Annotated in this window: 20 protein-coding genes, 3 tRNA genes, 1 pseudogene and 1 riboswitch; of the genes and pseudogenes, 17 read left to right on the top strand and 7 right to left on the bottom strand. The window is 37.1% G+C overall.

Features of this window, described 5'->3' with window-relative positions:
• Window positions 1-63 precede the first annotated feature (63 nt).
• Window positions 64-167, bottom strand: a riboswitch (SAM riboswitch).
• Window positions 168-242: 75 nt separating this feature from the next.
• On the bottom strand, window positions 243-671 hold the full coding sequence (locus HMPREF1040_RS00705; RefSeq protein ID WP_007391988.1) for a hypothetical protein: 429 nt from the start codon (window positions 669-671) through the stop codon (window positions 243-245).
• Window positions 672-735: 64 nt separating this feature from the next.
• Window positions 736-2073 (bottom strand): MFS transporter, encoded by a 1338-nt coding sequence (locus HMPREF1040_RS00700; RefSeq protein WP_007391996.1) that lies wholly within the window; start codon window positions 2071-2073, stop codon window positions 736-738.
• Between the two features lie 209 nt (window positions 2074-2282).
• Here HMPREF1040_RS00700 and HMPREF1040_RS00695 point away from each other — a divergent pair, with 209 nt between their 5' ends.
• The 12 genes from HMPREF1040_RS00695 to HMPREF1040_RS00640 all read left to right on the top strand — a co-directional run bounded on the left by HMPREF1040_RS00695 (window position 2283) and on the right by HMPREF1040_RS00640 (window position 12584).
• Window positions 2283-3059, top strand: coding sequence for a CpXC domain-containing protein (locus tag HMPREF1040_RS00695; protein WP_007392002.1), 777 nt, complete (start codon window positions 2283-2285; stop codon window positions 3057-3059).
• A 73-nt stretch (window positions 3060-3132) separates the two neighbouring features.
• Window positions 3133-4428, top strand: coding sequence for a phosphopyruvate hydratase (gene eno, locus HMPREF1040_RS00690; protein WP_007392004.1), 1296 nt, complete (start codon window positions 3133-3135; stop codon window positions 4426-4428).
• Between the two features lie 139 nt (window positions 4429-4567).
• Window positions 4568-5527, top strand: coding sequence for a C-terminal binding protein (locus tag HMPREF1040_RS00685; protein WP_007391985.1), 960 nt, complete (start codon window positions 4568-4570; stop codon window positions 5525-5527).
• 105 nt (window positions 5528-5632) lie between these two features.
• A complete protein-coding gene (locus HMPREF1040_RS00680) occupies window positions 5633-6577 on the top strand; it encodes a phosphodiester glycosidase family protein (protein WP_007391982.1) in 945 nt (314 codons plus the stop codon).
• Between the two features lie 8 nt (window positions 6578-6585).
• The gene (locus HMPREF1040_RS00675; protein WP_007392008.1) at window positions 6586-7494 is read left to right on the top strand and encodes a hypothetical protein; all 909 of its coding nucleotides are present in this window, start codon (window positions 6586-6588) and stop codon (window positions 7492-7494) included.
• 10 nt (window positions 7495-7504) lie between these two features.
• On the top strand, window positions 7505-7801 hold the full coding sequence (locus tag HMPREF1040_RS00670) for a hypothetical protein (RefSeq protein WP_036257197.1): 297 nt from the start codon (window positions 7505-7507) through the stop codon (window positions 7799-7801).
• Between the two features lie 38 nt (window positions 7802-7839).
• Complete coding sequence (locus HMPREF1040_RS00665) at window positions 7840-8337, top strand: hypothetical protein (RefSeq protein ID WP_007391993.1); 498 nt, start codon at window positions 7840-7842, stop codon at window positions 8335-8337.
• A 141-nt stretch (window positions 8338-8478) separates the two neighbouring features.
• Window positions 8479-9276: an amino acid ABC transporter substrate-binding protein gene (locus HMPREF1040_RS00660; protein ID WP_007391978.1), complete on the top strand. Its 798-nt coding sequence runs from the start codon at window positions 8479-8481 to the stop codon at window positions 9274-9276.
• A gap of 24 nt (window positions 9277-9300) precedes the next feature.
• Window positions 9301-9951, top strand: a complete 651-nt coding sequence (locus tag HMPREF1040_RS00655) for an amino acid ABC transporter permease (protein ID WP_007392005.1) — start codon at window positions 9301-9303, stop codon at window positions 9949-9951.
• Window positions 9952-9959: 8 nt separating this feature from the next.
• Window positions 9960-10727, top strand: a complete 768-nt coding sequence (locus HMPREF1040_RS00650) for an amino acid ABC transporter ATP-binding protein (protein WP_007391995.1) — start codon at window positions 9960-9962, stop codon at window positions 10725-10727.
• Window positions 10728-10853: 126 nt separating this feature from the next.
• Window positions 10854-11408 carry a hypothetical protein gene (locus HMPREF1040_RS00645; protein ID WP_007391977.1) on the top strand — a complete coding sequence of 185 codons (555 nt, stop codon included), beginning with the start codon at window positions 10854-10856 and terminating at the stop codon, window positions 11406-11408.
• A 9-nt stretch (window positions 11409-11417) separates the two neighbouring features.
• Window positions 11418-12584, top strand: coding sequence for a type II secretion system protein GspD (locus tag HMPREF1040_RS00640; RefSeq protein ID WP_007392006.1), 1167 nt, complete (start codon window positions 11418-11420; stop codon window positions 12582-12584).
• Window positions 12585-12597: 13 nt separating this feature from the next.
• Here HMPREF1040_RS00640 and HMPREF1040_RS07625 read toward each other — a convergent pair whose 3' ends face one another.
• The 4 genes and pseudogenes from HMPREF1040_RS07625 to HMPREF1040_RS00620 form a co-directional block, all read right to left on the bottom strand.
• On the bottom strand, window positions 12598-13446 hold the full coding sequence (locus tag HMPREF1040_RS07625; RefSeq protein ID WP_007391998.1) for an HNH endonuclease: 849 nt from the start codon (window positions 13444-13446) through the stop codon (window positions 12598-12600).
• The gene (locus tag HMPREF1040_RS00630) at window positions 13436-14164 is read right to left on the bottom strand and encodes an OmpA family protein (protein ID WP_007391991.1); all 729 of its coding nucleotides are present in this window, start codon (window positions 14162-14164) and stop codon (window positions 13436-13438) included. Before HMPREF1040_RS00630 ends, HMPREF1040_RS07625 begins: the two co-directional genes overlap by 11 nt.
• Window positions 14164-14925 carry a hypothetical protein gene (locus tag HMPREF1040_RS00625; RefSeq protein WP_007392003.1) on the bottom strand — a complete coding sequence of 254 codons (762 nt, stop codon included), beginning with the start codon at window positions 14923-14925 and terminating at the stop codon, window positions 14164-14166. The genes HMPREF1040_RS00630 and HMPREF1040_RS00625 overlap by 1 nt, the downstream gene beginning before the upstream one ends.
• Window positions 14926-15174: 249 nt before the next feature.
• A pseudogene (locus HMPREF1040_RS00620) lies at window positions 15175-19481 on the bottom strand (acyl-CoA dehydratase activase-related protein).
• Between the two features lie 256 nt (window positions 19482-19737).
• Here HMPREF1040_RS00620 and speE point away from each other — a divergent pair.
• The 4 genes from speE to HMPREF1040_RS00600 all read left to right on the top strand — a co-directional run bounded on the left by speE (window position 19738) and on the right by HMPREF1040_RS00600 (window position 20953).
• Window positions 19738-20586 (top strand): polyamine aminopropyltransferase, encoded by an 849-nt coding sequence (speE, locus tag HMPREF1040_RS00615; protein WP_007391980.1) that lies wholly within the window; start codon window positions 19738-19740, stop codon window positions 20584-20586.
• A gap of 134 nt (window positions 20587-20720) precedes the next feature.
• Window positions 20721-20796 (top strand) — tRNA-His (locus HMPREF1040_RS00610).
• A 1-nt stretch (window position 20797) separates the two neighbouring features.
• A tRNA-Gln gene (locus HMPREF1040_RS00605) sits at window positions 20798-20872 on the top strand.
• A 5-nt stretch (window positions 20873-20877) separates the two neighbouring features.
• Window positions 20878-20953: transfer RNA gene (locus HMPREF1040_RS00600), tRNA-Lys, on the top strand.
• A gap of 105 nt (window positions 20954-21058) precedes the next feature.
• Here the strand turns inward: HMPREF1040_RS00600 and HMPREF1040_RS00595 are convergent.
• The gene (locus HMPREF1040_RS00595) at window positions 21059-22498 is read right to left on the bottom strand and encodes a sodium:proton antiporter (RefSeq protein WP_007391976.1); all 1440 of its coding nucleotides are present in this window, start codon (window positions 22496-22498) and stop codon (window positions 21059-21061) included.
• A gap of 250 nt (window positions 22499-22748) precedes the next feature.
• Here HMPREF1040_RS00595 and HMPREF1040_RS00590 point away from each other — a divergent pair, with 250 nt between their 5' ends.
• Complete coding sequence (locus HMPREF1040_RS00590) at window positions 22749-23195, top strand: universal stress protein (RefSeq protein ID WP_007391994.1); 447 nt, start codon at window positions 22749-22751, stop codon at window positions 23193-23195.
• Window positions 23196-23239 lie beyond the last annotated feature (44 nt).

Genomic DNA, 23239 nt, shown 5'->3' with positions numbered 1-23239 from the left:
TCAAATCCTTTCGCATAAAATGAATAACAAAAAACCGTCATACAGATGACGGTTTTTGTTATTCGTTCATCTGCCGGTATACACCGTAGGAATTAGCACCTATCCCGTTGGAAAGGGGGGTTGCTGCAGTTTCATCGGGCCAATCCCTCAACTGCTCTTGATGAAAAGACGGTATGCTTTTGTTGTTTTGTATCTTATCATAGGTTTGTGATAAGGTCAATTTATAAATTTATACAAATTAGTTACAATTTCAAGTCAACGACAGCAGAAACTCCAACGCCATCAACACGGCTGAGATTCGTTATATTAGTACTAGCTAATGGAATATAGGTATTAGCACGAGCAATTCCATTTATGCTAGCCTCTAGTTGACCTACGGCCTTTACTTTTTGTACTTGCTTTTGGGGACCAATTACTTGAACTGCACCAATATAGTTGCCCGTACCGACACTGAGGACAGGAACTACTTTGGTGGCATAATTGGTGCCAGCACCGGTTTTAATTAATACATTATTTAGGACGGTATTTATTTGTTCGCCGTAGCGATTTACCAGAACGGAAACACCGCCTAATTTTAAAAGGGAACCAAAATTAAAAGCTTGTGTAGTAGCGATACCACTACAAGTGATAACGGATAATGCAATTGCTCCAGTTATTAATTGTTTTTTCATTGGAGATCTCCTTTCTGATGAATATATAGTAATAGTATATCAAAAAAAGAGAAAAAAGTAAGTGTTATCTTTTAACTAATACGTACATGGAGATAATGGTTCCCAATAGTGATAATCCTGCAAATAGGATATATAAGAGATGTAGTGCTGCGGATAAGACAAGGGCGTTATTAGTGGTCTGTAAGGCAAAACCTGCTAATATATACGTTACGAGAGCGAGACTGAGCGATTGACCTACGGTTCTTGATAATGCTAAGGTACTAGCAGCTAGACTGTGGTGTTCATGTGATACGGCTTGCATAATCGCTTTGTTATTAGGAGCCCCAAAAAGGGCGGAGCCAGCACCTGTAAAGCAGAGAAAAATAATAATTAAAGGGATAGAGCATTGAGGAATAAAGGCGAAACCAAGTAATCCTAGTGTTGATAATATCATACCTAATGTTGATATGATAAGGCATCCGTATTTATCAGAAGCGATTCCTGCTGGCGTAGAGAAGAGGCTCATTAATAAAGGTTGAATAAGTAAAATTAGTCCAGTTGTTGAGGGGGAAATATCGTGTATCAGTTGTAAATACAAGGAGAGGAGAAACGTTAAGCCATAAGTAGCACTATATTGGATAAAGGCGGTAATATTGGCAAAAGAAAATTGTTTGTTTTTAAATAGAAAGAGTGGTAATAGGGGATGTTTGGATCGATATTCGTGTAGAATAAAAGCAATAAGGAGAAAAAATCCCAGAGGAAGATAATAGGGATGGGACGCATATAGAGATAAACCGCCTAAAAAGAACAATAATCCTAGAACGACAAGGAGTGTACTTATGGCATTTACAAAAGGTGCTGTGGGAGAATACCATTCACGATGAACGGGTAACATGACAATATAAGCACCTAATGAAAATAAGGCAGCAAAGATAAATACATATCTCCAACCAATAGTATCGGCAATTAATCCACCGATAACAGGGCCTAGGGCTAGTCCTAAATAGGTCATGGATACACATGCCCCTAAATATTTTCCGTGTTCACGGAAAGGAATATTGGCTAATAATAAGGGAATGTAGGATACAAAAATTCCAGCTAAGGCAATTCCTTGACCAATACAACAACATAGCAAAAACGCTAGGTTAGGGGTAAATGCAGCAAGGGCTGATGTTAATGCATACATCAGCAGGGAATGCGTATAGAGCCGTTGTCTACCATATAGATCGGATAATCGACCTAAGGGGAGTAAAAGGGCAGCAGAAGGGATTAAAATTGCTGCTAAAATCCAGCTTACTTGTTCGGTCTCAATGTGTAAACAAATGCCTATAATGGGGGCGACAACTGTTAATGCAGTAGTTACTAATGAACCAGAAAAACTAATCATTCGTATGGATAAAAATATACGTTTTTCTTCACTCATGGTACCCCACCTCCACTATATATCTTTTTTTTAGTATAACAAATTTACCGTTACAAATAAAATAAAATTGTAATAAAATAAACAAAAAAAATATATATAAAATAGCTGTTTTTTTATGACGTTCATTTGTATGCTATAATAATGGTCAGAGATTATATAAAATAGCTTGTTGGGCAAACATATTCGTACATAGGGAGGATATGGTATAGATGCAAATGGGGTATATTATTCAAGAAGTAGTCATAACGTGTCCTACTTGTCAGCATAAAAGTGGGGTTATTGGCTTTTCTCATATTCATCGGGAGGGGGCTTTGCAGATATATGATAAGGTGTTGAATGACGAATCATTCTTTTTTCATATTTGTCCGTTTTGTCATGGTGAGTTGTATTTAGATATACCTTGCTTATATATCGATGATACACGAAAAAGTATGATTTGGTTAACTTCAGCGGTACCTAATATTGACGAACAGACGAAACAATTTTTGGGAGAAAGAAAATGGACGGATTATACTTGTCGTATAGTGAAAAATGCGGGAGAGTTAAGAGAAAAAATTATTGAAATGGAGTCCCCGTATGATGATAGAACGTATGAATTATTAAAAATGGGAGCATATCGTTTATTAACGCCTAGGAGGCAAGAACAATATCCGTTATCGGCATGTCATATTTCGCGAGATACGGATCAACGGTTGCTGGTATTTTTAGATAAGCAAGCTAAGCATACGGGTTGTGTCTATAAGATTAGTAAGCGGATAGAACAAATGACGCAAGACTTATTTGAACCCATTTGGATTACCGTACAGACGAAACAAGAAAAAGGGCACTTTTTGAGGTTTGATACTGCATGGGCTAATCAGATGTTGGAAGGTGCTATTCAGATGGCAGAAAGATCAAAGGGAACATATGCTCAGTTGCTTGGGTATTGGATACATTGTATAGGTCAGGAGATATTTCAATGTGACATTACAGTCGCAGAAAAGTAGTATATAATGGTAGGAGTTGAATATATTCCATTGTATAATAAAGAAAAGTGTAAATGTAAAAGGAGGATTATACATGAAAGAGGTACGTATTAAGTCTATAAAAGGACGGGAAATATTAGATTCTCGAGGCAATCCTACGGTACAAGCAGATGTTTTAGGTGATAATGGGGTGTTAGGCAGAGGCTCTTCTCCCAGTGGGGCTTCAACAGGGCAGTTTGAAGCATTAGAATTGCGTGATGGTGATCGTGCTAGATTTGCTGGTAAAGGCGTTCGCGTAGCTACTAAACATGTAAATAAAGCGATCGCACAGTTGTTAACAGGTAAGTCACTATTGCATCAATATGAATTGGATCAAGCCATGATTCAAGCGGATGGCACCGCAGATAAATCTCGGTTAGGAGCGAATGCTATGTTAGCTGTTTCTTTGGCGAGCACAGTAGCAGCTGCTGATAGTGTAGGGTTGCCTTTATATCGTTATTTAGGTGGCGTTAATGGGAATACATTGCCTGTGCCGATGATGAATATTTTGAACGGTGGTGTACATGCAGCAAATACGGTTGATGTACAAGAATTTATGATTATGCCTGTAGGGGCCACATCTTTTAAAGAAGGACTAAGATGGTGTGCTGAAGTATATCATGCATTAGCGAAAATATTAAAAGCAGAAGGGCTGTCTACGGCCGTAGGGGATGAAGGCGGATTTGCACCAGATTTGTCGACGGATGAAATCGCCATTCAGTATATTTTACATGCGATTGAAATGGCTGGATATTATCCTGGGCGGGATTTTGTGTTGGCATTGGATGCGGCCGCTAGTGAATGGAAAGGAACAGAAATTGGTTCGTATCGCTTACCTAAAAGTGGACAGACATTTACATCTAAAACATTGATTGATCATTGGAAAATGTTAGTAGAGAAGTATCCTATTTATTCTATTGAAGATGGGTTAGATGAGGAAGATTGGGATGGATGGAAATTGTTGACCCAAGAATTAGGTCATCGAATTCAGTTAGTAGGTGATGATTTATTTGTTACGAATGCAAAACGCTTAGAAAAAGGAATTCATGGTGGTTGTGGTAATGCTATTTTGATTAAGTTGAATCAAATTGGTACGGTCACAGAAACGTTAGAAACCATGAAGTTAGCACATCGGTATGGATATCGTACGATTGTTTCACATCGTTCAGGGGAAACGGAAGATACTTTTATTGCTGATTTAGCCGTAGCATTAAATGCAGGACAAATTAAAACAGGGGCTCCTAATCGAAGTGAACGAGTGGCTAAGTATAATCGTTTATTGCAAATTGAAGAAGAATTAGATGAAGCAAGTAGATATTTGGGAAAAGAAATTTTTAATAGAAGTAAATAAGATAGAAAAAGAGAAGAGCCTAGCTACTTCTCTTTTTTTCTGTCTTTGTTATGGGTCTATACTTGCTAATTAAGTTGATATATGGTATATAATTAAGTATATCTTTATCTCTTATAATTTTAGGAAAAGGGGCAGTGATATGTATCACATAAGTGTTTTAACGGGTCGTCAAGATGAAGACGATTTTGGAGAGAGGTTGCGCGATATTGCGCGCGTAACGTATTGTGCTTTATCTGATGAAGATAATATGGCAGATGCATTAGAAGATGCAGAGGTCATTATTTGTAAAAATGAGCGGTTACAGAAATCGTTATTACAACGATTAACAGATTTAAAATTAATTGTTATTTTATCAACACGAAGCGATAGTGTAGATATCCAAGCCGCTCATGAATTGGGAATTACCGTATTAAATAATCAATCCTATTGTGTTACGGATATAGCTGATCATACGTGTGCAATGATGCTTGCACTGATTCGTCAGTTACCAGAATACCAAAGTGATATTCGCAAACATAGTAGGTGGCAATTTGGCTCTGTTACGTGGCCGCTACATCGCGTAGGGGATACTCTTATTGGGTTAGTAGGATATGGACATGTGGGGAGAGCGGTTGCTAAGCGTATGCAAGTATTTGGTTGTTCTATTCAAGCCTATGATCCTTTTGTGGATGAACAAATTATGCAGAAGGATAATGTTCGTCCATTAGATTTTGATAAATTACTAAAAACAAGTGATATGATTTCGTTACATTTGCCGTTGGACGAAACGACACAATATATATTTCAAGATGAGCAGTTTGAACAAATGAAAAAAGGCGCTATGTTTGTTAATTGCTGTCGGGGAGGATTAGCGGATGAAGCGGCGTTGTATCATGCTGTTGATGATGGACATATTCGAAGTGCTGCATTAGATGTGTTATCCATGGAAAATCCAAGTCCGATGTTACTAAAGATGATTGCTCGACCAGAGTTTTTATTAACTCCTAATGTAGGATATCATTCGGTGGAAGCAGATGAACAGGTGCGGTGTGAAGCGGAACAATATATACGTGATTTTTTAGTAGGACGGAGAGATAGATTACCTATTGTCACGCCTTAAAAAGAAATGTGGTATGCATAAAAAGCCGTAACTGGTACAGTACGGCTTTTATCTTTCATGTATAGACAATGGTAGAGCGTAGAGAGCAGAAACTAGAGGGTGCTAATGAAACAATACATAAAAGCATGGATTAAATTTTTGATTGTTTTAATCGTTTTTTTTGGTGTTACATCACCATTTGTAGTACTGTTTGGACCTTTTGATAATATTAAACGTACTGTTGTTGGTGCGGTGTTAAAAAGTAGACATCCCCAATATATTACATGGTTGTTTTCGCAACAGCAAATTGAACAAATTTTGGGTGGAATTAGTCATGTCCCCAAACAAAAATTGTTTAAATTTAAGGAAAATAACGATACCTCATTGCGTTTAAAATATATTAATGCCAAACGATTTAAAGGATTTTTATTGGAAATTTCAGATCCGAAACGAGTGCAAGTTGCAACGGCTGAACATATGAATGAAAAAGGCGAAACCGTCAGTGGTATTGCTACGCGTAGTGGTGCTGTTGCAGCTATTAATGCGGGCGGTTTTTATGATGCGAATGGAACAGGCACTGGTAGAAGTCCGTATGGATTTATTTTGCATGATGGTCATTTTTTATTAGGTGGAAATGTATCTTCTAAAGAGGTTAATGAATTTGTAGGGTTTAATCAAGAGGGCAATTTAATTGCGGGAAATTATAGTAAAGGTGAATTGATCGATATGAATGTACAAGAGGGAATTACCTTTGGCCCGGCATTGATTGTCAATGGGAGAAAAATGATTACAAGTGGAGATGGAGGTTGGGGCGTAGGACCACGAACTGCGATTGGCCAAAGAGCAGATGGAACGGTTTTATTTTTAGTGATTGATGGAAGACAACCAGGTTATTCTGTCGGTGCGACGCTACGAGATGTTCAGAACATCTTATATAAAGAAGGCGCGGTGATTGCAGCGAATTTGGACGGTGGCTCTAGTTCAACGTTATTTTTTAATGGGAAGGTTATTAATAAGCCAGCTGATTTATTGGGAGAACGGATGATTCCAACGGCATTTATTGTTAAATAGGAGGGGCTATGAAACTTCGTAATGTATTGGCAGCTTTTTTTGTAGGCATTTCATGTCAAGCCGCTGCATATATTTATTTGGATCAAGTTTTATTTGCACCTACTTCAGAATTTCAAATTGGGAGCACGAATCAACAAGAGGCCTTGGGATTTGGAATAGAACCCAATGGGCAGTCATATTATTCATATGATAAACGATTTATGGCTACTATTGTAGATGATACGATTTCTATTTATGAAGCAGGGAAACAAGAGGAGCCGAAACGAATTCGGTTACACGGTCGCAAGGTATCGTTTTTTGAATGGCTTCCAGATAGAAACTTAGCGATTTTAGCAACGTATGGAGTAGGAAATAAAGATAAGCGATTTGGTGTATATTTAGCTCAATACAACCCTATATATCCAGATAGAGAGTTAGATACACCAATTAAAGATGCACCTCGTGATAGTAAGATTGTAGATGTGGCATATTCTACGGCAACTAATGTTATTTATATGAAACTAGAAGTTGCTAAAAATCGGTATCGTATTTATCGTACGGATGCTAATTATGCAACACGACGGGTTTCGGTGCAGGCTGAGCGTATTGGTAGGATTGCTGTTTTTTATGATTCTGATACGTTTTTCTATGATAATTTAAAAACGGGCATTGTATATATGCTGGATGGTATTACGTGCAGTTGGCGGGAAATTTCTCCTGTGGGGGCTAAATTTCGTTTAATTGGGATTGATGGGCAAGAAATATATATCGGCGAATTAAATGATAAAGGTAATGTTATCGCGGCATATCGAGGGCGATTAAAGAAAGGATTCACCAAAATTGCTACGTATAAGACTCCACAAAAATTTTCTAAAATAACCTTAAATAGTATGCACGAAGCATCAGATAAAATAGATGAAGCGAGTGAGGACCTATAAAGAGAGGTGAATGGTTTTGAAAAAGGATAAGATCCCTAAAAATAGAGATATTGAAGAGATGTTTTTAGGCAGTGATGAGGAAGACGTAGAGACCCGTATGTCTAAAAATACACGTATGCAACGCAAATCGAATTTGCGGCAACAATTTTTTGATGATGCATTACAAGAAAAAGTAGGTGCATTTATATTAGATATTAAGATGGCTTATTATAAAGAGGGTGTGGGGGATATTTCGCTAGAAGTAGTGAAACAAGGGAGAGATATTATCATTAAGACTCATCCTAAAATAAGTGGTAAAAATAGATAAAGTATAGACGAAAGTGCAGTTATTTTTGAGGTTGACCTATGGATATAAAAGAGATTGAAAAGCGTTTTTTTTGTGGTAAGGTTGAAGCCGTTTTTTATAACAGTAAGACGTTTATGCGACGGATGAAAGCATTGTATTTAGTGGCGGGAATTTATTTCTTGTGGATGGTAATGCAAAGCTTTTATTGGGATCATCGAGTGGAATATCTATTGGGGGTACTATTTTGCCTTTGGCGATTAGTTAGACAAGATGAAGTGATGTGTGTCGTTGCAGAAAAGGGAATTGTGGTTCGTCAACGATATGTTACGTGGAAGAGTTTTTGGGAAGAACAGTTATCGCCATCAAAACGACTGATTTTTTTAGCGTATAATCAGAATTTTTTTCTGTCTGCGGATGGGAAAGTGATTCATATGGGAAATCCTGCAACAGGTAATGTAGTAACGATACCTGTTGCATTGCAATTTTTGAATAAAAAGGATAGACAGCTTCTTAAGCAACATATTAATCGGCGGCAAGAAAATCAAGATATATCGTAATACAGGAACGAAAAACAGGAAGATGGATCTCTTTAAAAAAGATCATGATATTTCTTTACTTTATCCCTTTACTAATTTAACGTAATGAAGTATTATATATGTATATTACAGATGAGTATAGAAAAGGAAGGAGCAAGAAATATGAAAGGGATATGGAAAAAGGGTATAGCAATAGGATTAGCGATAGGGTGTTTACTGATGGCTGGGTGTGGACATAAGTCGGATGTGCAGAATGCATTACCTGATAAAATTATTATTGGTCTGGATGATAATTTTCCACCTATGGGCTTTCGAGATAATAATGGTGATCTTGTTGGATTTGATATTGATTTAGCGAGGGAAGTTGAAAAACGGATTGGCATTCCTGTTTCATTTCAAACGATTGATTGGGATAGTAAAGAAGCAGCATTGAAAAGTGGACAAGTAGATATGCTCTGGAATGGGCTTACGATCACACCAGAACGGGAAAAAGTAATCGCTTTTTCGAAACCTTATATGAAGAATGATCAATTGCTTATTGTACGTGCTTCGTCGAACATTCAGAATAAAGACGGGTTTAAGGGGAAAGTTATAGGAACACAAGAAGGAAGTAGTTCCATTGATGCTTTAAATCGGCATACAGCGTTTCAACAATCATTAGGAGAAGTAAAAAAATATGGTGATTTCGTAAATGCGTTTATGGATTTACAGTTGGGAAGAATTGATGGGGTATTAGTGGATAGTGTAGTAGGGCGTTATTATATGGAAAAAAAAGCGGGACAATTTCGTGTGGTTGATACATCGTTAGGTGAAGAAACCTTTGGCATTGGGATGAGAAAGGAAGATACTGCGTTATGTAATAAAATCAATCAAGTATTAAAAGAATTAAGCGACGACGGTACTATGGCTGCGTTATCGCAAAAATGGCTGGGAGAAGATATTACGTTAAAAGTAAAATAATAGGATAGAAAGAGAAGGAAATTCATGGAGTATATCAGTGCTATTGTGCCTGCTATTGCAGAAGGCATACAGGTAACATTAAAAATCTTTTTTATTACGATTATCTTGAGTTTACCGTTAGGAATCCTTTTTTCGGTAATACGTACATCACAACTTATGGCGTTTCGTAAGGTTATTAGTATATATATTTATATCATGCGTGGGACGCCGCTTATGTTACAAATATTATTTATTTATTATGGGTTACCTTTTTTAGTGGAAGGCTTGCGTTTACCACCTTTTGGCGCGGCTATTATTGCCTTTGTATTCAATTATGCTGCGTATTTTGCTGAGATTTTTCGAGGTGGAATTCAATCTATTGATCGAGGTCAATATGAAGGGGCAAAGGTATTGGGCATGACGTATGGTCAGACGATGCGACACATTATATTGCCACAGGTAGTTAAATGTGTATTGCCACCAGTCGCGAATGAAACGATTAATTTATTGAAAGACACGTCGTTAGTGTATATTTTAGCGATGAATGATATCTTGCGTATTACGAGATCCATTGTACAACGAGATTTTGATACGACGGCATTCTTGGTAGCTGCTATTTTTTATTTAGTGTTTACATTTATTTTAACAACGATTTTTAATTATTTGGAAAAACGATATGCTATGTATGATGAATAGGAGTTAGTATGAGTTTTATTGAGATGAACCATATTAGAAAAAAATTTAAAGATATAGATGTATTGAAAGATGTTACCGTACATGTGAATGAGGGAGACGTTGTTTCTATCATAGGCCCGTCAGGAAGCGGTAAAAGTACACTTTTGCGATGCTTATGTCAATTGGAACAGATTGATACGGGGGATATTGTCGTGCAAGGAGATATCTTAGTACATACACCTGAAGGAAGCACTCAGGCTATATATGCGGATACTAATGAGGCACGGAATATTTGCCGCCGTATGGGTATGTGTTTTCAGCAATTTAATTTGTTTCCTCATATGACCGTATTGGATAATTTATTGGAAGCTCCGCGTATTGTGAAAGGAATGAAAAAAGAAGAAGTATTGCCTTTAGCAGAAGAACTTTTACGCAAGGTAGGGTTATGGCAGAAAAAGGATTTGTACCCGTCACGGTTATCGGGCGGGCAACAACAGCGCGTAGCTATTGCTCGAGCGTTAGCAATGGAACCGGATATCATGCTTTTTGATGAACCTACATCTGCTTTAGATCCAGAATTAACGGGGGAAGTGCTTCGTACAATTCAACAATTGACAGAAGATGAAATGACGATGATCATTGTGACACATGAAATGGCATTTGCAAAAGAAGTAGCAGATCATGTGATTTTTATGGCGGATGGATGTATACAAGAAGAAGGCACACCAACGGAAATATTTGAGCAACCAAAACAAGAACGAACGAAAATGTTTTTGCAATCCATGTTGCGAATATAAGAAAAATAAAAACAAGGTTAATGGTTATTAAAAATTCAATGCCATTAACCTTGTTTTTTAAGTATAATTTAATTGAAAAATATATATTTTTTGTTATACTAGAGCCATAGAATGAGGTGGTTATCCATGGAGAAAGGGAAAGAGTATTTTTTAAACTTGTGGCATCAATATGGAAAGCGTTTGTTCCCTTATGGCTTGATTTTTTTCGCATTGCTCAGTATTTATTTATTTTGGGATGGAAATTCTTTATGGGAAAATAAGACTGTATCTGTTGCATCTAATGTAGAGGAAGAAATGCGAGATATTGATCAAAACGAAGATCAAGATATGGCATCCGCAGAGTCGAATATTCAATTAGTGTATAGTACGGAAAAGGCAGTTCGGTACAAGGATATACCAGATTTATTAGCTACTACAGCATCCTTAACGGCTATAGAAAATAATTCTGATATGGAACCAACAGAGGGGGAAGGCACAGAAAGAGATGTACAAGCAATAGCCTTACCAACGATTCGAGGATTCATGAAACAAAAAAACATGCCAATTGTATTATTACAATATCAAAATAAGGTTCAGGCATGTCAAGTAGGAGATGTTATTGGTTCATATACGGTATTATATATACATGAAAATTGTGTGGGTATAGGGGATAAAGGACAAGTATGGGAAATAAAAGGATGAGGTGAGTATATGAAAAAAAAGGTTAGTAGTATATTTTTGACGTTATGCTGTCTAAGTTGTACATATGTATCTGCGATGACTATTAATGTGAGTGATGCACCGATTCGTTCTATTTTAGAGGGCGTGATTAAGGCAGGAAATATGAACGTATTAATTGATGATTCAGTGCAAGGAAATATGACATTACATATAGAACATGTTACACCAGAGGAAGTAGTAGATGTTATTACGGAAAGTCAAAATTTATTTTATGATAAAAGTGGCACGGTTCGTTATATCACCGCAGGTCGCAATCATGAAAGAGAAATAAAATATTATACATGGCAGTTACAATATACCACGCCTGAATATGTAGCAGAGGCGGTTCAAGCGATGATACCAGCTGCTAAAATTAAGCATCATTCGCTATCGAATACATTAGTTGTAGGTGCGACCAAACGAGAAGCTCAATTGATAAATAAATTAGTTGCCCAATTAGACAAGAAACCATTACAAGTCGATGTATCTGTTCGCATTATGTCAATAGATCGTAAAGCATTAAAAAAACAAGGTATTGAATGGGATTGGTCGACATGGAGTAATGAAGGAGGAAGTTTATTTTCATGGGTGGGGCATATTCAAGCATTAGAAGAAAAGGGAGATGCAGAAATTTTAGCTAATCCTCATATTATGGCAATGAATGGACAAGCGGCACATATTTTAATTGGAGATAGAGTTCCGGTAGCAAAAGAACATACAAAACAAGGTGAAAAAACAACGTCTGTATCGTATGAAGAAGCTGGGGTAAAATTAAATTACACGCCCATTATTCATGCGGATGGAAGTGTGACGGCAGCTATTGAAGCGGAAGTAAGTACTCCCGTATTAGTGCCTGAAATGAAAGCGTATCGAATTTCAACGCGTAGAGCCAAGACGGTTGTACGAATGAAACCGGATAAAACATTGGTTATCGGCGGTTTAATCGGTAAGGAAGAGATGGAACATTTTCGCAAAGTACCGTTACTGGGAGATATTCCCTTAGTGGGGAAATTATTCCAAAGTCGCTATAAGACGGCTAAAGAAACGGAAGTGGTAATTATGTTACAAGCCCGTCCGATACAGGATGAGGAACAAAATACGGTGGCTACAGAACTGTTTCCGTCTATAGAGGGTGGGGATAAAGAAAAAAGTACATAAATGAATAGATGTCTTATTTAGTAAATTGGTGCTTTCTTTGGGGGCGATGCGGATGTTCCTGGTTGTGGCAAATATAACATAATACTTCCAAATTTTCGGGACGAATATCCAGACAATTTTTATTTTTGTGATGTACTTCAATAAAGGTTTTTTCTTCTTGTGTCGTTGCGTGAAAATTGCAACGTTCACAGGTCCAATTTCTCAGTTCTTTTAGTTTTAAAGATGTCTGTGCCCATGCTATTGGATATTTGGAAGTTAGGTTTCCACTGGAAGCCATGGTAGAAAGTTGTGAAAAACGTTTGGGAGAAAAGAATGCGTGATGGCATTCTTCTTTGTAAAAACGGAAAATGTCAAAATTATGTTCATTGTAGCCCTTTTTTGTTAAGTTAAGTTTTGAATCCAGTATTTTATAGCAGTAATGACATAAAACATGGGGACGAATTTCCTGTGTTTCTTTCCCGTTTTCCCTTAAAACAACCAGAAAAGAGCCGTCATAACGAGTACTTATGGCAAATTTATTATTTATGTCGGTATCTAATGCTTTTTTTAATGCAGCGCAAGCACATGTATGATAAAAGGGATAAGGAATTTTTCCGTTTTGGGTATATTGTATTTTTTTATGTACCAATATGAGCTGATTATAGTTTGTATAAAGTAATTCTTGGTTCATTTGTTCTATATTTTCATACATGACGGAAGAAATATCCGTAAGCGGAATGTTACCTATATAAATTTCAGATGTAGGGGGGAAAATATAGTCAGGAAGAGTAAAAGAAAATTCAGATTTCGGCGGAGCGGTAGGATGATTTATTCCGGCGATGGCATAAAGGTCATGGATTTTATTGTTTAGATTAGTAGTCATTGTTTATCTCCATATTTAATTTTTTTACAGTAGCTTCATCATTGGCGATTACTCTGAACGCTATTCGTCGAGAGGCATTTTTATCTTCGACACCATTTATTTTTTTTAATTTACTGGAGGACAAGCCGTTTGCAGTTAGTTTGTCTTTTATTAATCCGTGATAGGGTTTTAATTCAGGAAGCGATAAAGCATAATTAATAATTTCTCTTGTGCGACTTTGCGATAATTCCATATTTTTTATGTATTTTTCGTCATCGGATAAGGCCGCATCGGTAGCATTTGTGTATGTCCATTCTGAGGACGTATGCCCTTCAATACGGATTTCTTTAATACTGTTATGATTTTTTTGATATACGGTATTGATAGCTTTTAAATATTTGGGTAAAAAATGTCTCAATGTTTCTTTAAATTCCGGGGTCAGTTCGGAAGAGCCGGCGGCAAAGCGACAACCGGCCTGATCAAAAGAGGCGGATCCGTCTGCTTGGTCAAGATGATATTGGTGTATTTCTTGGGAGGAAAAATTTTTATCAATATTATTTTTTAACTCTTGTTTAAATTGAATGGATTTTTGGGTGACATTTTTAAATCGTTGATTAGCAGCGGATAAATTTTGTGTCATAATAATAGAAATAAATAAAAATAGTACTAATAAGCCGGACATTAAATCGGTATTGGAAATCCAAACAGAAGTTTCATCGTCTTTTTGTTTATTGAACATTAGTTGTCGCCACCTTTTTCATATAAGTCATTGAAGATGTGTTCCATGATTTCCGATTCATCTTCTGCTTGGGTCCCGGAAAGAGCGGCGGCGTGCGGTGTATCGGAAGTAAGAGCCGCAGTATTGGGTAAGTCCGGATTGCAGGCGGTGTCGACGGGGGAATTTATAGTGGCAGTAGCGGATGGTAACGGGTTTTCCGAATTTGTTGTGACTGTAGAAGTTGTAGCGGTTTCTTTTGAGGAAGATAAACTATCAATATTTTTATAAATAGTTTGTATATCGGTCATATATTTTTCTTTGGCAACTGTAATAATTTCGCCGATTGCAGTCATTATTTCACTCAGACTGGTTTCCATCATTTCATGGTAGCGTTTTTGTGATTCTAACAGTTGATCATTATAGGTCATATTTTTTTGCGTTAAATTGGCGCTTAAAATATCGAATGCTTTTACAATTCCTTCCTGACCGCGATGGATAATTGCAGGTTGTGAATTTATTTCGGCGGATACATTTTTTAAGTTTTGTGTGTATTCGGCCAAATCGTTACTTTGATTTTTGAGTGCTTCAATATAGCCGCTCATATGATCGGAGAGTTGTGCAATCATCGTTGCGGTAGATTTTGTAGAGGTGCTTTGTAACTCTTGAATTGTCCGAGTAATATTTTGTACAGTATCTTTTTCTGTAGATAAAATTTCATTTTGTGAATCTCTGAAAAGGGCAGTTAAGTTATTGGTTTGTGAATGAATGCCAATATTGGCCATAATATGGCGGAATATTCATTTAGGTGTTGTGTAGGGACAAAATAATTTAAAAAGTAGTCTTTAACAATATTCATTATTATGATTCCTCCTATATATATTGTGAAGAACACCATTAATTTGTAAAAAAAATGAGATTTAATTGTGTTAGTTATAAACAAAGCATGCAGGTTGTAGAGTGATACTCTACAACCTGCATGCTTTGTTTTGAAAAACTATTTTCATATAAGCTTTTTCGGTAGTGGTATAGGGTTATTGTTTTTCTCCCGGAATGGAACTGTTTAAGTGCACGCCCGGTAAGAAGGGACGCATGGGTTTTTGTTGGGGTGCCGCTTCTTTTCTAATATTATCAAATGTGGTTGTTAGCATTAGTTTTAAACGGTTGGTTTGATTTACTGCACTGGAACCAGGATCATAATCAATTGCAACAATGTTGGTATCGGGGAAGGAGGCTTTTAAGGTTTTGATCATGCCTTTTCCCGTTACATGGTTGGGCAGGCAAGCCCAAGGTTGCAAGCAGACTATATTTTTGGCACCGCGGTGCATAAGATCAATCATATCGCCGGTGAGGAACCAGCCTTCTCCAGCTTCATGTCCTAGGGAGAGATATTTTTTTGCTTCTTTGGCAATATCGTAAATAGACGTAATGGGATCAAAATGGCGACTCTTTTCTACGGCGTTACGATATGGTTTGCGGTACCATTCAATCAGTTTTACTGCACTTTTACTGAGAAAATAGGAGAGCCAAGTTCCTGATAGGTATTTATAGCGGAATTGATTATCCAACAATCCATATAAAATAAAATCTGCTAAGCCAGAAACGATAATTTCGCCTCCTTCTTCTTCAATCATGCGGACGATGTGATTATTGGCAATAGGGTGAAATTTTACGTAAATTTCGCCTACTAGACCTATTCGCGGTTTTACCGTTTCATCTATTTCAACGGCATCAAATTCGGCAATCATATTGCGGATATTCTTTTTGTATGTTTTGATATCTGCACGAAGTAAGTCATGAGTGCATTTTGCTTGCCATTTTTTAAATAATCCTTCGGCCGTACCTTTTATTTTTTCATAAGGACGGATTCGATATAGTATTTGTTGTAGTGCATCTCCGTATATAACTGCCATGGCTAAGCGATGCCAGAAACCGAAGCCTGGACTAAAGCCGGGATGGGCATTTAGTCCTTTTGCATTTAGCGAAAGAATAGGAACTTGTCCTAAATTGGCATCAGCTAAGGCCTTGCGAATCATACCGATATAATTGGTGGCCCGACAACATCCGCCTGTTTGAGAAACCATAACAGCCGTATGATTGATATCGTATTTTCCTGATTTTAAAGCAGTAATAATTTGACCTAACGACATAATGGCCGGATAGCAAGCATCGTTATGAATATAGGCTAATCCATTATCGATAGCTTCGGCTCCTTGATGCGGTAACAGTTCCAAATGAAATCCTTCATGTACAAAGGCGGATTGGAACATGGGAAAATGAATTGGTGTCATGGAAGGAGCTAAGATAACATTTGTTTTTTGTTTTCTTTGGTAAAAATAGCCTTTTTATAGGTGTATTCTTCGACTGGGGTAGGAGATAAGGCTGCACGATGGTTCATGACAAATAAAAGGGAACGGAGGCGAATACGAATTGCTCCTAAATTAGAACCTTCGTCAATTTTTAATAACGTATGAATTTTATGCCCTTTAGTCAATATTTCTTGTACTTGATCGGCAACGATAGCATCTAAACCACAACCAAAAGAGCTTAGTTCTACGCATTCTAAATTAGGTTGAGTGACAATATATTGAGCGGCTCGATACAAGCGCGAGTGGTAAGACCATTGATCAACGACTCGAAGATGTTCGGGGAGATGTCCTAAAGGAGCGATGCCATCTTCGGTTAGTACAGCAAGTCCTAAGCTGGAAATGAGATCGGCAATACCATGATTGATTTCAGGATCTACGTGGTAAGGACGACCACAAAGGACAATCGCACGATCTCCGTCTTGGGTTAATCGTTTTAACGTTTTCTTGGTTAATGCATAATATTTTTGTTTATATGATTCTTCTTCGTCCCATGCGGCTAAAGCGGCTTTTTTAATTTCTTGTTTCGATAACCCCCATACACGCAGTTCTTCTTGCAACCGTGGAATAATACGTTTTTTGTCGTGAATGGGTAAGAATGGACTTAAAATGGGAGTGTTGCTATCAGCTAGTTGTTCTCCCATATTATTACGTATTACTTCGGGGTAACTCATTACCATTGGACAATTAAAGGAGTTATCGCGGCTTCCTTCGGTAGGCCCATTTTGAATACATGGATAGAATATTCGATCTACTTTTTTCTCTAATAAGTTGGCAATATGACCATGCACCATTTTTGCAGGATAACAAGCTGAGTCAGAAGGAATGGTATCCATTGCTTTTTCGAACAATCTTTTGGAAGAGCGGTCGGAAAGAACTACTTGATAACCTAGCTGAGTAAAGAAAGTAAACCAAAATGGATAGTCTTCATACATGTTTAATACGCGAGGAATTCCGACAGTTCCCTTAGGTGCATTTTTTAAGGGTTTGTAATGGAATAATAGATCATATTTTGTTCTATACAAGTTAGGCAGTTTTTTCTTTTTTTTACCGACGGAATTCGATGCACCACGTTCACAGCGATTGCCTGTGATGAAGGACCGACCGTCATTAAATGAATTGACGGTTAAGAGGCAATTGTTAGTACATAAGCCACAGTGGCGTATAGAGGTAGATACTTGCAAGGAAGCGATACCTTGTTGATCTAATAATTGGCTAGGTTGATTATCTTGCAGATAGGAATCATGACTAATTAAAGCCATGCCAAATGCACCCATTAAGCCAGATATGACGGGGCGAATGACTTGACGACCTAATAGTTTTTCGAGTGCTCGTAATACGGCATCGTTATAAAAGGTACCACCTTGTACTACAATATGTTTACCTAATTTTTCCGGATCTTTTACTTTAATAACTTTATATAAGGCGTTTTTTATAACGGAGTAGGATAAGCCGGCAGAAATATCGGCTAATGTTGCCCCTTCTTTTTGGGCTTGTTTTACTTTAGAGTTCATAAATACGGTACAACGGGAACCTAGATCAATTGGATTTTTGGCTAATAATGCAGCCTTAGCAAAATCTTCAATTGAAAATTGTAATGATTTAGCAAAGGTATCTAAAAATGATCCGCAACCAGATGAACATGCTTCATTCAATAGAATGTCTTCGATATGTCCATCTTTTAGACGGGTGCATTTCATATCTTGTCCACCAATGTCTAAAATAAAATCTACATCTGGGCAAAAATGAGCAGCTGCTTGATAATGGGCGATTGTTTCAACTTCGCCTAGATCTATATGCAAGGCCTCTTTTAGCAAGGCTTCACCATATCCAGTAATGCCTGTTTTGGCAATAAATGCTTGTGGCGGAAGTTTTCGGTAAATATCCGTTATAATTTGTTGTGCGGCTGCCAATGGACTACCTTCGTTGGTTTGGTAATGGGAATACAGTAATTCGTTTTTCTCACTTAATAAGGCAGCTTTAATGGTTGTTGAGCCAGCATCTAACCCTAAAAAACAAGGACCTGTATAGGTTGTTAAATCGCGTTGTGGAATCGTATGAGTATTATGACGATGTTGAAAGGCATGGAGTTCTTCTTCGTTTTGAAAGAGGGGATCCATGCGGTCAGATTGTGCTAAGGTGGCTTCGTCCACATCTTTTAAGCGATGGATTAAGTCCATAAAAGAAACGGGTTTTTCTTGAAAACTACCTAACGCTGCACCTATGGCAACATATACTTGTGCGTTTTCTGGAGCGATAATTTCATCATCTGTTAAGTGGAGTGTTTTAGCAAATTGTTTTCGTAATTGTGATAAGTAGGTGAGGGGACCGCCTAAAAAGCAGACGGTTCCTTTAATCGGTCTGCCACATGCTAAGCCGGTAATCGTTTGAAAGATGATCGATTGAAAGACGGAGGCAGCGATGTTTTCTTTGCTGGCACCTTCGTTTAATAGTGCTTGGACATCGGTTTTGGCAAATACGCCACAACGAGCTGCTATGGGATATAATGTATCAGCGTGTTTGGCTAATTCATTGAGACCAGATGCATCTGTATGTAGGAGTGAACCCATTTGATCAATAAAAGCACCTGTACCACCAGCGCAAGCTCCATTCATACGATGTTCACTTCCGCCAGTGAGGTATGTGATTTTAGCATCTTCACCACCTAATTCAATGATAACATCTGCTTGCGGATGATACGTGCGTACGGCCTTTGTACCTGCAATAACTTCTTGAACGAAGAGAATGTGTAAGTAATCTGCTAAGGCCATACCACCAGAACCAGTGATCGCTAAGGTTACTTGTCGATCACCAAATATTTCAAAGGCATTTTGTAATAATGCCCATACTTTTTGACGAATATCTGTATAATGTCTGACATAACAAGCATGGAGACATTGTTTGTTTTCATTTAATACGGAAATTTTTACAGTTGTAGAACCAATATCAATGCCTATATGTAACAATTTTTCCATGAGAATCACCTTATCGGTATTACACCGAACTTTCTTCAACATATTTGTTATGGATATACCATAACGAATGAGAGACTGTTTCAACTAAAATAGTCTACTTTATATTGTACCACATCTTGCTAAAACGAAAAGAGGAATATTACATGTTGATTTATTATAACGGAAGTATAGACAATGATATAATTCCTTTTATAGGTAGGAAATATAGGTGGTAGTATGCTATAATAATTAAAATACTTAATTTGAGGAGGCTCATATGAAACAATCTGTTACAGAACATCAGTCGCCACATTTGGATTTAACCGCGGAAGCGACAAGTATCATATATGAAGGGAAATCAGAATTTCAAGATATTGTTATAGCTGATACGCCAGAGTTTGGTCGACTTTTGGTATTAGATGGTGTGTTTCAAACATCTGATAAAGAAGAATTTATGTATCATGAAAGTATTGTCCATATACCTCTTTTCTTACATCCATCGCCTAAACGTGTGTTGATTATTGGCGGCGGCGATGGTGGTTCTGCTCGAGAAGCCGTAAGACATGAAGCCGTAGAATCGGTTACGATGGTAGATATTGATGGTCAAGTGATTGAATTATCTAAACAGTATTTTCCACAAATATCGAAGGCGATACGGGAACAACATCCTAAATTAACCGTTCGTGTGGGAGATGGTATTGCTTTTATGAGAGAAGCTAAAAATGCATATGATGTTATTATTGTGGATTGCTCTGATCCTGTTGGCCCTGGTGAAGGGTTATTTACACATGAATTTTATCAAGATACATATAATGCATTAAAAGAAGATGGCTTATTTGTACAACAAACAGAATCTCCGTTTATGCATAGAAAAGTGGTACATGATATTTTTGTGAATGTACAAGATATTTTTCCGATAGCACGGCTGTATACGGCGTTTATTCCCATTTATCCAACGGGTATGCATTGTTTCACGATGGGAACTAAAAAGTATGATCCCTTAATATGGACGGCTAATCGTAAACGCACATTCCCGACTAAATATTATAATGAAGGTATTCAGCGTAGTGCATTTGTATTGCCTAATTTTGTTAAAGATATATTGTATGGAGAAAAAGACCGCTAACTACATAATATAAAGTTCATAGTATATGTAGAGAAATATATTTTGATTGGGTATTGACACTACATTTGAATAATGATAGAATAATCTACGTTACCGACACCCCATGTAGGGTTGATGGTGATGTGGATTATATGGCGGGTATGGTGAAGTGGTTAACACGACGGATTGTGGCTCCGTTATTCTAGGGTTCGATTCCCTATACTCGCCCCATAGGGGTATAGCCAAGTGGTAAGGCAACGGACTTTGACTCCGTCATGCGCTGGTTCAAATCCAGCTACCCCTGCCAATTATGATTCATTAGCTCAGTTGGTAGAGCACCTGACTTTTAATCAGGGTGTCCCGAGTTCGAATCTCGGATGGATCACCAAATCAGAAAAACCGTAACGGTTATCCGTTACGGTTTTTTTTTGTAGAAGATTATAAATTGGAATTATCCGTTGTTATTATAAAGGGGACACTAGTGTTCTTTATTTTATATAAAGAACACTAGTGTAGTAATGATGAATAAGGGAATCAATATACCACAAGACCATATCATATAGCCAAAGAAACTCGGCATTTTTATGTTATTTTCTTCAGCAATAGATTTTACCATGAAATTAGGTGCATTTCCGATATAGGTAATAGCTCCCATAAATACAGCCCCTGCTGAAATTGCTTCTAATACGAGTTGGGGAACTATACCCACAGCAGTTTGGATACCTGGATGTTCACCTAAGGCCCCAGCCGTTTGGAGAAAGACCAAATAAGTTGGAGTATTATCTAAAAAAGAAGATAAGCTTCCTGTTGCCCAAAATAACTGCCATGGTGTAGTTAAACCTAATTGTGCACCATGTGTTTTTAAAAGCATTAAGGCTGGAATCATTGTGATAAAGATGCCGATAAATAATTTGGCTACTTCGGCAATGGGACCATAAGAAAATTCATTCCATTGACGAGTTTTAGCACTTGTTGTTTTTAAGGATAGGATGGCTGCGAGTAGAATTAAAATAATTTCTACAATAGTTGCATAAGGAAAGACGATTTCATCAAAAATCGGCAGGCCATTATTATTGGCAAAAAAGGCAACTTGTTTTGGTAATATGCCATTAGCCATAACGCCTAAGATAATTAATGCAATAAATAATAGGTTGTGAATACCTTCGATAGAGTGTTTTTCTACTTTTTGGCCAAGTATAGCTGGCGTTTTTCCTAGAGCTAATTCTTTTTTATATAAATAAGAGTCGATGCCAAAGAATATTAAAAATAGTAATACGGCATTAAAGGCAAAGATTGGGAATAAATGAAAGGTCCAAGTAAAAGGGATTCCACGTTGAAAACCCATAAAGAGCGGGGGATCGCCTAAAGGGGTTAAAGATCCACCAACATTGGCAACGAGAAAAATAAAGAATATAATTAAATGCACTTTTTTTTCACGCCATTCATTAGCTTTAATAAGTGGTCTAATCATAAACATGGCGGCACCTGTGGTACCGACCCAACTAGCGAGTAAGGTGCCGATTAGTAATAAAGCTGTATTTGTCAACGGTTTGCCAATTAATGTAGTTTTGATCGCAATACCGCCAGATACGACAAAAAGGCCAAAAAGTAGAACAATAAAGGGAATATAATCTAGTAAAATTGACTCAAGTAAGCGATAATATGTTTCGTTGTATCCATACATATAGGCAAAGGGAATAATGAATAAGGCCGACCAAGCAAGGGCTACTTGAAGCATATTGCGTTCCCACCAATGAGGTTTTAATAAAGGAATGATAGCAATGGATAGCAACATTCCAACGAAGGGTAAGATACTCCAAACGGGAAGTTGTTGATTGATTAATTCATGGGTAGCATCATGGGCATAGATAGTGGTAGATGATGCTGTTAAAAAAAAGAGTAATGCAAAAAAAGTTTGTATTAATTTTTTCATACAGATCGCCTTTCTATTTATAAATTTTAGATTTAGTATAGCATAATTTGTGACGATATTACAATATTTTAAAATAAATGAAAATAAACTTTAAAAATGGTCAAAAATAAGGATGCAATATAAGTAATATAAATGAAATTGCATATAAAATATAAATGATAAAAATTTATTTATAAAAAAGGAAACCCAAAGATCATATCGAATACTTACACAAGAGCATATTGAAGTCAATACGACGGGAGGGATTTTTATGGCAGAATATAAAAATATTATTGTACCAACAGATGGCTCAGTTAATTCTAAACGAGCAGTAGAACATGCAGTTACTATTGCTGAATTATCGAAATCAGTTATTACTTTGGTATATGTGGCTAATATTGTATCCGTAATTTCTAATTTTGATCAAATTCCTAATAGTAGCGGTTATGTCACGGAACAGGTTGCTATGGATATGGAAAAAGAGGGTAAAGCCGTATTAGACAATTTTGTTAAACAGATTCCTGATGGCATTGAAACTGCAAGTGTTTTTGAAGTAGGTTCGCCTGGTCCAGCTATTTTATCGGTAGCTAAAAAGAATAATGCTGATTTAATTATTATGGGAAGTAGAGGATTAGGGCCTATTAAAGGATTATTTATGGGTTCAGTTAGTAGCTATGTAGTAACTCATTCAGTATGCCCTGTTATGATTGTTAAATAAATAAAAAAAAGACGTTATTCGATAGAGAATAACAGACGTCGACT

The organism is Megasphaera sp. UPII 135-E (assembly GCF_000221545.1).
Classification (GTDB): Bacteria; Bacillota; Negativicutes; order Veillonellales; family Megasphaeraceae; genus Megasphaera; species Megasphaera hutchinsoni.
The sequence above is the reverse complement of the archived record's forward strand: the minus strand, read 5'-3'. Positions and strand labels throughout refer to the sequence as shown.